The organism is Marilutibacter maris, assembly GCF_003233695.1.
GTDB lineage: Bacteria > Pseudomonadota > Gammaproteobacteria > Xanthomonadales > Xanthomonadaceae > Marilutibacter > Marilutibacter maris.
The window spans coordinates 1,329,477-1,343,108 of the sequence record NZ_CP029843.1 but is presented as its reverse complement, the minus strand read 5'-3'; the positions used below and the strand labels follow the sequence as shown (position 1 = coordinate 1,343,108).

The following is a 13,632-nucleotide window of genomic DNA, read 5'->3' as shown; positions in this document are numbered from 1 at the left end:
GTGTACCGGCCATGCGGGCGCCACCACCACTGCCCGGCCACCCGCCACAGGAGCCCCGAATGCCCCCCGCCCGGACCCCATTGACCGTCGCCCTGGCCATTGCCGTCGCGATGGCCGGCCTCGCGCCCGCTTCCGCCAGCGCCGCCCAGACCGCGCTGGTGCCGGCAACCGCCGCCGCATCCGCCTCCGACAGCGCCAAGGCGGCCAGGCTCGATGCGCTGTACGAGCAGTACTGGGAGCAGATGCTGGAGTTGAACCCGCTGGCGGCGACCTTCCAGGGCGACCCGCGCTACAACGACCGCCTGCCCAACATCCTGTCCGAGGACTACCGCCGCCAGTCGCACGACTTCACCGCGCGCTGGCTGAAGACCGTCGAGGACGTCGGTCCGGAAGGATTGCAGGGCCAGGACCTGCTGAGTTACCAGATCTTCGTGCGCGACGCGAAGATGGAACTGGAAGGCGAGCGGTTCCCGGCCTGGCAACAGCCGATCAACCAGTTCTACAACCTCGCCTCGACCGTGGTGCAACTGGGATCGGGCACCGGCGCGCAACCGTTCAGGACGGTGCAGGACTACGACGACTGGAACAAGCGCGCCTCGCGGATACCGGCGATCTTCGACCAGGCCATCGCCAACATGAAGATCGGCGTGCGCAACGGCGTGGTGCAGCCGCGCGCGTTGATGGAAAAGGTGGTGCCGCAGCTTGACGCGCTGATCAAGGACGAGCCGGAGGACACCCTGTTCTGGGGGCCGATCAAGAATTTCCCCGAGGGCTTCTCCGAGGCCGACAAGCAGCGCCTGAGCGCGGAATACGCGGCGCTGATCGGCGAGCGGTTGATGCCGGCCTATCGCGAGCTGCGCGCCTACATCGTCGACGAGTACATGCCGCATACCCGCGCCAGCTCCGGCATGGACGCGCTGCCCGGCGGCGAGGCGTGGTACGCCTACCGCGCGCGCAACTCCACCACCACCGGGCTGAGCCCGGCGCGAATCCACCAGATCGGCCTGGACGAGGTCGCGCGCATCCACGGCGAGATCCGCAAGGTGATGGCCGAGGTCGGCTTCGAGGGCTCGCTGCAGGACTTCTTCAAGTTCATGCAGAGCGATCCACGTTTCAGCTTCGACAGCGAGGAGGCCCTGCTGGCCTACTACCGCGGGCTGGAAGCGAAGATCGACCGCAAGGTTCCCGAGCTGTTCTCGCTGACTCCGAAGGCGCCGTTCGAGATCCGCCCGGTGGAGGCGTTCCGCGCCCAGTCCGCGGCCGGCGGCTCGTACATGCGGCCGAGTCAGGACGGCAGCCGTCCGGGCATCTTCTACGTCAACACCTACGACCTGCCGACACGCAAGACCTGGGACGCGGAGGATCTGTACCTGCACGAGGCGATTCCCGGCCACCACTTCCAGCTCGCCCTGCAGCAGGAGCTGACCGGACTGCCCAAGTTCCGCCGCTTTGGTGGCGAGACCGCATTCTCCGAGGGCTGGGGCCTGTACGCCGAGTCGCTGGGCAAGGACCTGGGCGTCTACACCGATCCCTACAACCACTTCGGCTACCTGCAGAACGAGCTGTGGCGCGCGATCCGCCTGGTCGTCGACACCGGTCTGCACAGCAAGGGCTGGACCCGCGAACAGGTGATCGCCTACATGCTCGAGAATTCGGCCGAGAGCGAGACCCAGGCCACCGCCGAGGCCGAGCGCTACATGGCGATCCCGGGCCAGGCGCTGGCCTACAAGATCGGCGAACTGAAGATCAAGGAGTTGCGCGCCCGTGCCGAGGAGGCGCTGGGCGAGGACTTCGACATCCGCGCGTTCCACGCCGAGGTACTGAAGGACGGCTCGGTGCCGCTGGATGTGCTGGAAGGCAAGATCGACCGCTGGATCGCCGCCCGGCGCGGCTGATGCGCCTGTAAGTTCCACCCGGACACGGCCGGCACCCGCCGGCCACCGGCTCCCACACCAAGGAGGTCCCCGTGACGCTTCGCCCCATCCTGCTCGCCGTCGCGGTCGCCGCGGCGCTCACCACCGTCGCCGGTTGCAGCAAGCCCGCCGGCCACGACACCACCGCGCCCGCGGCGACCGCCGAGGACGCGTCCGCCCGCGCCGAGCGTCTGAATCAGATCTACGCCGACTACTGGGAGGCGTTCCTGGAACTGAATCCGGTGATGGCGACCTTCCAGGGCGACCCGCGCTACAACGCCGAGCTGCCCGACTTCGGATCGGTCGAGTACCGCCAGCGCTCGGAACAGTTCACCCGCGACTGGCTGGCCAAGGTCGAAGCGGTCGGCAGCGACGGCCTGCAGGGCCAGGACCTGCTGAACTACGAGATCTTCGTCGGCGACGCCCGCGAGACCCTCGACGGCCTCGAATACCCCGATTGGATGATGCCGATCAACCAGATGGGCAGCCTGGCCACCTATGCGGCCCAGTTCGGCTCCGGCACCAGCCTGCAGCCGTTCAAGACGGTCAAGGACTACGAGGACTGGCTCAAGCGCGCCGACCGGTTCCCGGTGTTGTTCGACACCGACATCGCCAACATGCGCCAGGGCATCGAGACCGGCGTGGTGCAGCCGCGCGCGCTGATGGTCAAGGTGATTCCGCAGCTGGACGCGCTGATCAAGGACAAGCCCGAGGACACCCTGTTCTGGGGACCGGTCAAGAACTTCCCGGAGGACTTCTCCGACGCCGACAAGCAGCGTCTGACCGAGGCCTACCGCGCCCTGATCGCCGACCGGCTGATGCCGGCCTACCGCAAGCTGCGCGCCTTCATCAACGACGAGTACCTGCCCGCGACCCGCGACAGCGTCGGCCTGGACAAGCTGCCCGACGGCCAGAGCTGGTACGCGTTCAACGCGCGTCAGAGCACCAGCAGCGACCTGAGCCCGGCGCAGATCCACCAGATCGGCCTGGACGAGGTCGCGCGCATCCACGACGAGATCCGCAAGGTGATGGTCGAGGTCGGTTTCGAGGGCTCGCTGCAGGACTTCTTCAAGTTCATGCAGAACGATCCGCGCTTCAGCTTCGACAGCGAGGAAGCCCTGCTGGCCCACTACCGGGCGCTTGAAGAGAAGATCGACGCGAAGATTCCCGAGCAGTTCTCGCTGACCCCGAAGGCGCCGTTCGAGATCCGCCCGGTCGAGCCGTTCCGCGCCCAGTCCGCGGCCGGCGGCGAATACATGTCGCCAAGCGAGGACGGCAGCCGCCCGGGCATCTTCTACGTCAATACCTACGACCTGCCGACCCGCAAGACCTGGGACGCGGAGGACCTGTACCTGCACGAGGCGATTCCCGGCCACCACTTCCAGCTCGCCCTGCAGCAGGAGCTGGAGAACGTGCCGGCGTTCCGCCGTTTCGGCGGCGAGACCGCGTTCACCGAGGGCTGGGGCCTGTACGCCGAGTCGCTGGGCAAGGACCTGGGCGTCTACACCGATCCCTACAGCTATTTCGGCTACCTGCAGAACGAGCTGTGGCGCGCGATCCGCCTGGTCACCGACACCGGCCTGCACAGCAAGGGCTGGACCCGCGAACAGGTGATCGACTACATGCGCGAGAACTCGGCCGAGAGCCTGACCCAGTCCACCGCCGAGGCCGAGCGCTACATCGCCTGGCCGGGCCAGGCGCTGGCCTACAAGATCGGCGAGCTGAAGATCAAGGAGCTGCGCGCGCGCGCCGAGAAGGCCCTGGGCGACAACTTCGACGTCCGCGGCTTTCACGCAGAGGTGCTGAAGGACGGTGCGGTACCGCTGGACGTGCTGGAAGCCAAGGTCGACCGCTGGATCGCCTCTCAACAAAGCTGAACGACGCCCTGTTCAGAAACCGGCAAAGCCGGGTCCGACCCTCGGACCCGGCTTTTTCCTGGGGATAAGTCGGCCAAAACCCTGCATAATTGTGACAGGTATGGCAGAAATGCAGGGGCCAGCCAGCCATACGGGCATCGTCTGACAGGGAGTTCCAATGCGCTGTAGCACCACGACGGCATCGACCGGGAACCGGCGCCGACGTCTCTTGATCCAATCGACCTGTCTGTTCGCACCTCTGCTGATGTTGCTGCCGGTGCTCGCCGCCGCCGCGGACTGGAACTACCGCGTGCGCCCCGGAGATACCCTGTGGGATCTGAGCGCGCGCTACCTGCGCACGGATGTCGGTTGGCAGCGTCTGCAGATGCACAACGCGATCGTCGACCCGTACCGTCTGCCGCCCGGTTCCAGGCTCGGCATCCCGGTCGAATGGCTGCGGGTCGGCCCGGTGCCGGCGCGGCTGGTCGCGCTGCGCGGAGAAGTGCGCGCCCGGCCCAATCCGAACGACCCGGCCGGCAATGCCAGCGAAGGCATGGGCCTGACCATCGGCGGCTGGCTGGAGACCGGCGACAGCGCCAGCGCGACCCTGGAATTCGCCGACGGCTCGCGACTGCTCGTGCAGGCCAACAGCCGGATCGAGTTCGACAAGCTCAGCGCCTACGGCGCCACCGGCATGGTCGACACCCGGCTGCGGCTGATCCGGGGCGGCACCTCCAACCACGTCAAGCCGGCCACCGGACCGGCATCGCACTACATCATCCAGACGCCGTCGGCGACCACCAGCGTCCGCGGCACCCGCTTCCGCGTGGGCGCCGGCAGCGATGGCCGGCCGGACCGGACCGAAGTGCTGGAAGGCACCGTCCATGTCGATCGCGACGAGGCCGGCGACGTGCTGCTGCGCCGCGGCCATGGCGCCCTGGCCGGCGGTGGCGCTCCCGGTGCCGTGCTCGAACTGGCGCCGGCGCCGGTCATCGACGAGGCCGGTTCCGCCCTGCAATCGCTGCCGATCAAGCTCGCCTGGGCCGCCGCCGTTGGCGCCGACGCCTATCAGGTCGAGGTCGTCAGCGAAGCCGAGCAGGAAGTGCAGCTGTTCGAGGCCATCACCGAAGCCACCTCGATCCGCATCGACGACCTGCCGGCGGGCGAGCACCGGCTGCTGTTGCGCGCGGTCGATGCCCACGGCCTGCAGGGTCACGACGCGATCCGGACCTTCACCCTCAACGCCGAGCCGGCAGCGCCGCTGACGATCAGTCCGCGCGCCGACCAGGTCGTCCATCACCCTCGCCCGCGCTTCGAATGGACCCGCCCCGAGCAGGCCAGCGAGGCCGTGCTCCAGATCGCCGACGCCCCCGCCTTCGACCGGCTCCTGAGCGACAACGTGGTCCGTCAGACCCGGAAACGCGCCGACGATGACCTGGCGCCGGGCCGCTACTGGTGGCGGATCGCATCGCGCGACGCCGACGGGCGCCAGGGGCCGTTCGGCGACGTGCTGTCGTTCGAGATCAGCGACCAGCCGGTCGACCCCGGACTGGAGACCCAGGCCGAACGCGGCCAGGTCACCCTGCAATGGCAGCAAGGCGCGCCCGGACAGCGGTACCGCGTGCAGATCGCGCGCAAGCCCGACTTCGCCGACCCGTTCGTCGATCGCGAGGTCGACACCCCGCAGCTGCAGCTCGACCGCCCGCACGGCGGTCGCTGGTACATCCGGGTGCAGTTGCTCGACGACGACGGCTATGCCCACCCGTTCGGTCCGGTGCAGGAGGCCAGGTTCCCCTGCCGACTGTGCTACGGCGCCGGTGCCGGTGCGCTGCTGCTCCTGCTGGTGTTGTGAACGAAAACGGGCTGCCGTGGGCGTGGCGGGCGACACTGGCCGCCATCGCCGCCACCGTCGCGGCCGCGCTCAGCCTCGGCGACGTCACCCATCGCGCCGACAACCTGTTCTACGACCTGCACGCGTCGCACTGGGGATACCCGATCGGCAACGACGTGGCGATGATTGCGGTCGACGACCGCAGCCTCGGCGTGATCGGCCAGTGGCCGTGGCCGCGCAATGTCCATGCGCAGTTGCTCGACCGCCTGCGCGACAGCGGCGTGCGCGGCATCGCGTTCGACCTGATCCTATCCGAACCCGATCGCATCGATCCGGCCAACGATGTCCGCCTGGCGGAAGCGATCGAACGCAACGGCCGGGTGGTGCTGCCGGTCATCGCCACGATGCAGAACCAGAGCGGACCGCCGATCGAGGTGCTGCCGAACCCGGTGATCGCCTCCAGGGTGGCGGCGATCGGCCATACCGACGTGGAACTGGAGCCGACGGGCTCGGCGCGCGAGCTGTACCTGCACGCCGGCCTGGGCCAGTCGCGCTGGCCGGCACTGGCGTTGGCGCTGCTGCAGCTCGACCCCACCGCGATCGGCGCCGATGTGCCCGGCGTGCGCCGCCCCACCGGGCTGGACGGTTCGCCGTACCAGTGGATTCGGGATCACCGCGTGCGGATCCGTTACGCCGGTCCGCCCGGCAGCTTCCCCGAGCTGTCCTACATCGACGTGCTCGAGGGCCGCGTGCCCGACGACGCCCTGCGCGACCGCTGGGTGGTGGTCGGGGTCACCGCGACCGGCATCGCGCCCGGGTTCCGGACCCCGATGTCCGGTCTGCCCATGAACGGCGTCGAATACCAGGCCAACGTGATCGAAATGCTGTTGCACCAGCGCGCGATCGTGCCGCTGGCGCCGCTGCCGCAGGCGGCGATCGTGGGCCTGCTGGTGTTCCTGTGCACCCTGCTGTCGCTGTCCCCGGGCGTGATGCGGCCGCTGTCGGCGGCGTTCGCCGGCGTCGGCGTGGTGTTCGCCATCAGCATCGCGATGATGCGGCTGGGCAACACCTGGTTCGCGCCGATGCCGGCCGCGATGGTGGTCGCCGCGACCCACCTGCTGTGGATGGGACGCCACCTGCTGCACTGGCGCCGGCAGGCCAACTTCGACACCCTGACCCTGCTCGCCAACCGCCGTCACTTCGACGCCGTGCTGGAGCGCCGGATCGCCGCCGCCAGGCGGGCGCAGTCGCCGCTGTCGCTGCTGCTGATCGATGTCGACCACTTCAAGCGCTACAACGACAGCGAGGGACACCTGGCCGGCGACCGCCTGCTGATGCAGGTCGCCCAGGCGATCGCGCGCCATGCCCGTCGCAGCGGCGATCTCGCCGCGCGCTTCGGTGGCGACGAGTTCGCCCTGGTCCTGCCGGATACCCCGGCCGCGGGCGCGGGCCGGATCGCCGAGGGCATCCTGGCCATGATGCGCGAACAGCCGGTGCCCGCCGGCCTGAGCATCGGCATCTGCACCTGCATTCCCGACGCGGCGACCTCACCGCGGACGATGCTGGAACAGGCCGACGCGGCGCTGTACCGGACCAAGCAGAACGGTCGCGACGGTTACATGCTGGCGTCGCCGGCATGACCGGCGACGCGCCTCCGCGATCCCCGGCCCCGACTCAGGCGGAGCCCTGACCGCTGCGGCGGCGGTTGCGGCCGCTGCGTTCGCCACGCCCCGGCTTCGGTCCGGCATGGGCATGCCGCGGCGCCGGCTTGGCATGGGGGCGATGGGCCGGCTTGCGCGCGCCACCGCCGCCGCGCTTGCTGCGCGGGTTCGGCAGCGGGACATCCAGCCGCAGCGGCTGGCTCGGCGCGTAACCGGGGAAGTCCGCCAGCTCGACGTCCTTCTTCAGCACCCGCTGGATCTGCCGCAGCAGTCCGCCCTCGTCGTGCGAAACCAGCGACAGCGCCTCGCCCTGCGCGCCGTTGCGGCCGGTACGGCCGATCCGGTGCACGTAGTCCTCGGCCACCATCGGCAGATCGAAATTGATCACCAGCGGCAGGTTCGGGATGTCCAGGCCGCGCGCGGCGACATCGGTGGCGACCAGCACCCGCGCCTTGGCCGCCTTGAACGCGTTGAGTGCCTTCTGCCGCTGCGCCTGGCTCTTGTTGCCGTGGATCGCGACCGCGCGGATGCCGGACTTCTCCAGCTGTTCCGCCAGCCGGTTGCAGCCGTGCTTGGTGCGGCCGAACACGATCACCTGGTCGGTGTGGCGCTCGGCCAGGATGTCGATCAGCAGGTCGCGCTTGCGCTCGGCGTCGACCGGGTGGGCCCGGTGGGCGATGGTCTCGGCGATGGTGTTGTTGGCCGCCACCTGCACCTGCTTGGGATCGCGCATGAACTCCAGCGCCAGCGCCTTCAGCTGGGTCTCGAAGGTGGCCGAGAACAGCAGGGTCTGACGCTCGCGCGGCAACTTGCCGAGGATGCGCTTGATCGCCGGCAGGAAGCCCATGTCGAGCATGCGGTCGGCCTCGTCCATCACCAGCACCTCGATGCCGTCCAGACGCGCACTGCCGCGCTCCATGTGGTCGATCAGACGGCCGGGGGTGGCGATCAGCACGTCGACGCCTCGACGCAGCGCGTCGACCTGCGGGCCCATGCCGACGCCGCCGAAGATCGTGCAGCTCGCGACCTGCAGATGACGGCCATAGCCGCGCAGATTGTCGTGCACCTGCACGGCCAACTCGCGGGTCGGGACCAGCACCAGCACGCGCGGCTTGCGCGGGCCGCGCGCCGGGGTCTGCTTGGACAGGCGGTTCAGCAGCGGCAGGCTGAAAGCCGCGGTCTTGCCGGTGCCGGTCTGGGCGCCGCCGAGCAGGTCGTGGCCGTCCAGGATCAGCGGGATCGCTTCGGCCTGGATCGGCGTCGGCGAGGTATAGCCCTGTTCGGACAACGCGCGCAGCAACGCGGGCGCGAGCCCGAGGGATTCGAAAGACATGCAATGCTCCAAAAATGCGTGCCGCACACAGGTGCGGTGGTCATCCGGAGCCTTCCCTGAAGCCGCGCTGCGAATGATCGTGCATAGGTTGTTCGGTGACGGCATGGACGCTCCATGCCGTGTCAGCGCGACGAAGGACGTGCGGAGTGAGTGGCTGCGTCCACCCCCTACGCGTCCGCGTATCGGGAGGTGGACCGGTCTGGACCGGAAGGCGCAGCGGACTTGCCTGGGAAACGTGCCCTTGCGGGCGGTCACCGTACGCTGTACGCGGGGCACTCTACGCGAATGGCCCGCACCGCGCCAGCGCCGCATGCGCCGCCGGTCAGCTTGCGGAAGCCTTGCCGTCGATCCGAGCCATCGTCGTCTGCACCTCGTCCAGGACCGCAACCGCGTGGGCGAGCGCACGCCGCTCCGGGTCCGCCAGCCGCGGATGCCAGACGTCGAAGATCAGCACCGTGCGCTCGTGCCCGGAAAGATTGGCCGCGCTGTGCAGGAACGAGTCGTCGAAGGCCAGGAAACGGCCGTACTCCCAGCAGCGGGTCTCGCCGGCGACGGTGATGCTGCAGCCGGACGGCGGCAGGTCGACGGGCAGATGAACGGTGAGCTTGATATTGGACAGGCCATGGTGCGGCGGCAGCTCGACCCCGGGCCTGAGCCGCGAAACGAAGCACTCCGGCGCGTGCGGCGGGCACTGCGCCAGCGGCGCCTCGGCCAGGAACGCATCGGTCAGCGGCAATCGCGCCATCAGCGCCCGGTTCCACTGCCCGCGCCGCAGCAGGTGCAGGGCCGACCAATCGGGCCGATCGGCCAGGGCGGCCCAGGTCGGGCTGCGCGAGGCCTCGGCGGAGACATAGGGCGAGAAGCCCCCCGCATCGGCCAGCACCGCGAGCAGCTCCTCGCGCAAGGCCGGAATCCGGGCCTCCAGCGGGGCCAGCTCCGGCATGCTGCCGGCGTCGAACCAGGCCCGCGGCTCCAGTGCCGGGTAGTACAGATAGCTGGGCTGCTGCAGCGGCGACCGGAACGCGGCCGGACGGCGCCCGAAATAGACATCCAGCCAGAGCCGGAATCCCGGATGCTCGCAGACCCCGGCCAGGTGCCGGTGCAGCAGCTCCGGCAGCCGTGCCTGCAGGCGCTGACGGTCGAACGGCCCGGTCCCGCCGCGCGCCTCCAGCCAACGGCAGGCCGCGACCACCGCCGCGACGTCGCCGGCGGCTTCGATCTGCTGGATGAACCCGTCCTCGATGCCGCCCAACGCCGTCCCCGCCTCGTGTTCCGCAGGGCCACAGTCTGACATGCCGCAAGCGCCGCCGGCCTGCTACTGTTCGGGAACGTCGATAATCCGGACGATTGCGATGCGGGTACGTTTCCACGGAGCGGCCGGCGAAGTGACCGGTTCCATGCACGAACTGGACGTGGCCGGGCACCGCCTGCTGCTGGACTGCGGCATGATCCAGGGCAGCCCCACGGCCGAGGCCCGCAATGCGGACGCCTTCGGGTTCGAGCCGGGCGCGATCGACGCGCTGATACTCAGCCATGCCCATATCGACCATGTCGGCCGGGTACCGTTGCTGGTCCGGCGCGGCTTCCGCGGCCCGATCCTGGCCCAGGCCGCGACCGCCGACCTGCTGCCGATCATGCTGCTGGACGCCGCCTCGATCGCCGAGGGCGAGGCCGAACGCTTCAATCGCAGGCGCCGGCGCGGCGAACCCGAGGCGGTACCGTTGTTTTCGCGCGCCGACGTGGAGGCCGCGCTGGAACTGCTGCGACCGCTGGACTACGACAGCCCCGAGGAGATCCTGCCCGGCGTCGAGCTGACCCTGCGCGAGGCCGGGCACATCCTCGGTTCCAGCGTGCTGGAGCTGCGCGCGCAGGGCCGCACCCTGGTCTACTCCGGCGACCTGGGCCCCCGCGGCGCACCGATCCTGCGCGACCCGGCGGCGATCGCACAGGCCGACCTGGTGCTGATGGAGTCGACCTACGGCGACCGCGACCACCGCGATCGCCCGGCGACCGTCACCGAGATCGGCGAGATCCTGGACGCGGCCTGGCGCGACGGCGGCAACGTGATGATCCCCGCCTTCGCGGTCGGCCGCACCCAGGAACTGCTGTACTGGTTCGCGCGCCACTGGGACCGTTGGAACATGGAGCGTTGGCGGATCTTCCTCGACAGCCCGATGGCGGCGCGGGTATCGGCGGTCTACCAGCGCCACCAGGAACTGTTCGACGCCCGCGCCCGCGAGACCTGGGCCGCGCCGATCGCGCCGTTGCGATTGCCCAACCTGCATTTCACCGCCAGTGCCGAGGAATCGATGGCGATCAACCGGATCCGCTCCGGCGCGATCATCGTCGCCGGCAGCGGCATGGCGACCGCCGGCCGGATCGTCCACCACCTCAAACACAACCTCGGACGCCGCGAGGCGCACGTGATGTTCGTCGGTTACCAGGCCGAGGGCACCCTCGGACGGCGCCTGGTCGACCGCGCCCGCTGGGTCCGCATCCACGGCCGCGACTACCGGGTCAACGCCCAGATCCACACCGTCGGCGGCCTGTCGGCGCACGCCGGCCAGCAGGCCCTGATCGACTGGTTCGCCCGGATCGGGCCGCCCCTCGGCCCCGCGGGCACCCACCCGTCGCTGGCCCTGGTGCATGGCGAGGAGCGCGCGCGGGAGGCCCTCGCCGGCGAGCTGGGCCAACGCCTGGGCGTGTCCGCCCACCTGCCCCTGCCCGGCGACAGCCTGGCCCTGTGAGCCCCCGGCAGGGCCTTCGGCACCCGGCCCGATCGCCGCGCCCATGACCTTCGACACCTTCGGTCACCACCGGGGCGGGGCTATGGTGAAAGCGATGTGCCCCCGGCGCTTCCGGTCCGGCACCGCCATTTCCCGCATTCGCAAGGTCGGAGTACACCGTGACCATCAACACACCCAAAGTCCTGCTGCTGTCCCTCGCCATCGCCACCGCCGTCTCGGCCTGCGGCAAGACCGAGGACCCGGCCGCCTCCGCCGACGCGGCCACGGATGCCAAGGGCATCACCCTCGACGAGAGCAAGCTGCCGCCGGTCAACAGCTTCAGCGCCGGCGACCTCGACACCGGCAAGGACGCCTGCACCGATTTCGGCGGCTACGTGAACGGCAAGTGGCTGGCCGCCAACGACATCCCCGGCGACCGCACCTCCTGGGGCGCGTTCGAGATGCTAGCCGAGCGTTCGCTGGCGGTGCAGCGCCAGATCGCCGAGCAGGCCGCCGAGGACACCGGCGCCGACGGCGTGGAGAAGATCGTCGGCGACTTCTGGGCCACCGGCATGGACGCGGACAAGATCAACGCCCAGGGCATCGAGCCGATCAAGCCGACCCTGACCGAGATCGACGCGCTCGACAGCGGCGACAAGGTCGCCGACTTCCTGCGCGCCAGCGCCGCCAAGGGCCAGTTCTACGTGTTCGGCTTCGGCCCCGAGGCCGACTTCAAGAACTCGACGATGAACATCGCCTACGCCTTCCAGGGCGGCCTGGGCCTGCCCGACAAGACCTACTACGAGGACGCCGACAAGGCCGACAAGCTGCAGAAGTACCAGGAGCACGTGGCCAAGGTGCTGGAGCTGTCGGGCGTGTCCGCCGAGGACGCCGCCAAGCAGGCCGCCGACGTGGTCGCGTTCGAGAAGCGCCTGGCTTCGGTGTCGAAGTCGCAGGAGGAGATGTCGCGCGACGTTTCGATCTACTACAACCCGGTCTCGCCGGCCGACGCCGACAAGCTGGCGCCGAACTTCCCGTGGACCCGCTTCTTCGAGTCGCAGGGCCTGCAGGCGCCGGAAATGTTCTCGCTGGCGGTGCCGGCCTTCCACGAGGAAGTCAGCCGCATGCTGTCCGACGTGCCGGCCGAGCAGTGGCGCAGCTACCTGCGATTCCATGCCGTCGACGGCGCCTCGCCGTACCTGTCCGACGCCTTCGTCGAGGAGAACTTCAACTTCTACAACCGCACCCTGCGCGGCCAGAAGGAGCTGAAGGAGCGCGGCAAGCGCGTGCTCGGCAGCATCGAGAACGGCGCCGGCGAGGCGCTGGGCCAGCTGTATGTCGACGTCGCCTTCTCGCCCGACTCCAAGGCGCGCATGCAGGAGCTGGTCAAGAATCTCAGCGACGCACTCAAGGTCCGGATCGAGAACCTGGCCTGGATGAGCGACGAGACCAAGACCAAGGCGATGGAGAAGTGGGCCGCGTTCACCCCGAAGATCGGCTACCCCGACAAGTGGCGCGACTGGAGCGGCCTGCAGACCAGCCGCGACAGCTACATCGGCAACGTGCTGGCGGCGATGGAGTTCAACTACAAGTGGGAGCTGTCCAAGGTCGGCGAACCGGTCGACAAGACCGAATGGGGCATGAGCCCGCAGACCGTCAACGCCTACTACAACCCGCTGCAGAACGAGATCGTGTTCCCGGCGGCGATCCTGCAGCCGCCGTTCTTCGACCCCGACGCCGACGAGCCGATCAACTACGGCGGCATCGGCGCGGTGATCGGCCATGAGATGACCCATGGCTACGACGATCAGGGCAGCCGCTTCGGACCCAGCGGCAACTTCGAGAACTGGTGGAGCGACGCCGACGCCAAGGGCTTCAGCGGCCTCACCGACAAGCTGGTCGCGCAGTTCGACGGCTACAAGGCCAACGACGACGAGCACGTCAACGGCAAGCTGACCCTGGGCGAGAACATCGCCGATCTGGGTGGCCTGGCGACCGCCTACGATGCGATGAAGGCGGCCACCGAGGGCAGCGACGATCCGATGATCGACGGCATGACCCGCGACCAGCGCTTCTTCGCCAACTGGGCGACCGTGTGGCGCCGCAACTTCACCCCCGAGGAGCTGAAGGTGCGCCTGGCCACCGACCCGCATGCGCCGGCGAACTTCCGCGCGATCGGCGCACCGTCGAACCTGCCGGCCTTCGCCGCCGCGTTCGAATGCAAGCCGGGCCAGCCGATGGTCCGCCAGGGCGACGACCAGGTCGTGATCTGGTAATCGGCACCGCCGAGCGGGCTTCCCGAAGAGCCCGCC

General features: G+C 69.3%; 8 protein-coding genes. 6 read left to right on the top strand and 2 right to left on the bottom strand.

Translation table 11 applies throughout. From position 1 onward, the window contains the following. Positions 1-110: 110 nt before the first annotated feature. The 4 genes from C9I47_RS05910 (at position 111) to C9I47_RS05895 (ending at position 7,240) form a co-directional block, all read left to right on the top strand. Positions 111-1,895: a DUF885 domain-containing protein gene (locus C9I47_RS05910; protein WP_407067514.1), complete on the top strand. Its 1,785-nt coding sequence runs from the start codon at positions 111-113 to the stop codon at positions 1,893-1,895. Between the two features lie 71 nt (positions 1,896-1,966). Continuing rightward, a complete protein-coding gene (locus tag C9I47_RS05905) occupies positions 1,967-3,790 on the top strand; it encodes a DUF885 domain-containing protein (RefSeq protein WP_223250298.1) in 1,824 nt (607 codons plus the stop codon). 208 nt (positions 3,791-3,998) lie between these two features. Further along, the gene (locus C9I47_RS05900) at positions 3,999-5,621 is read left to right on the top strand and encodes a FecR family protein (RefSeq protein WP_223250297.1); all 1,623 of its coding nucleotides are present in this window, start codon (positions 3,999-4,001) and stop codon (positions 5,619-5,621) included. Next, positions 5,618-7,240 carry a CHASE2 domain-containing protein gene (locus C9I47_RS05895; RefSeq protein WP_190238620.1) on the top strand — a complete coding sequence of 541 codons (1,623 nt, stop codon included), beginning with the start codon at positions 5,618-5,620 and terminating at the stop codon, positions 7,238-7,240. Before C9I47_RS05900 ends, C9I47_RS05895 begins: the two co-directional genes overlap by 4 nt. Positions 7,241-7,274: 34 nt before the next feature. Here C9I47_RS05895 and C9I47_RS05890 read toward each other — a convergent pair whose 3' ends face one another. Together C9I47_RS05890 and C9I47_RS05885 are read right to left on the bottom strand one after the other, a co-directional pair. Beyond that, complete coding sequence (locus C9I47_RS05890) at positions 7,275-8,594, bottom strand: DEAD/DEAH box helicase (protein WP_111265929.1); 1,320 nt, start codon at positions 8,592-8,594, stop codon at positions 7,275-7,277. Between the two features lie 322 nt (positions 8,595-8,916). Next, positions 8,917-9,888 (bottom strand): aspartyl/asparaginyl beta-hydroxylase domain-containing protein, encoded by a 972-nt coding sequence (locus C9I47_RS05885; protein ID WP_111265928.1) that lies wholly within the window; start codon positions 9,886-9,888, stop codon positions 8,917-8,919. Positions 9,889-9,946: 58 nt separating this feature from the next. On the opposite strand from C9I47_RS05885, the gene C9I47_RS05880 reads away from it, so the two are divergent. Both C9I47_RS05880 and C9I47_RS05875 read left to right on the top strand, forming a co-directional pair. Next, the gene (locus C9I47_RS05880; protein ID WP_111265927.1) at positions 9,947-11,341 is read left to right on the top strand and encodes an MBL fold metallo-hydrolase; all 1,395 of its coding nucleotides are present in this window, start codon (positions 9,947-9,949) and stop codon (positions 11,339-11,341) included. A gap of 158 nt (positions 11,342-11,499) precedes the next feature. Next, positions 11,500-13,596 carry a M13 family metallopeptidase gene (locus C9I47_RS05875; RefSeq protein ID WP_111265926.1) on the top strand — a complete coding sequence of 699 codons (2,097 nt, stop codon included), beginning with the start codon at positions 11,500-11,502 and terminating at the stop codon, positions 13,594-13,596. Positions 13,597-13,632 lie beyond the last annotated feature (36 nt).

Excerpts from the sequence above, each read along its gene's own strand:
- C9I47_RS05910 (WP_407067514.1), top strand. The coding sequence starts at position 111 with ATGGCCGGCCTCGCGCCCGCTTCCGCCAGCGCCGCCCAGACCGCGCTG.
- C9I47_RS05890 (WP_111265929.1), bottom strand. The coding sequence starts at position 8,594 with ATGTCTTTCGAATCCCTCGGGCTCGCGCCCGCGTTGCTGCGCGCGTTG.
- C9I47_RS05885 (WP_111265928.1), bottom strand. The coding sequence starts at position 9,888 with ATGTCAGACTGTGGCCCTGCGGAACACGAGGCGGGGACGGCGTTGGGC.
- C9I47_RS05880 (WP_111265927.1), top strand. The coding sequence starts at position 9,947 with ATGCGGGTACGTTTCCACGGAGCGGCCGGCGAAGTGACCGGTTCCATG.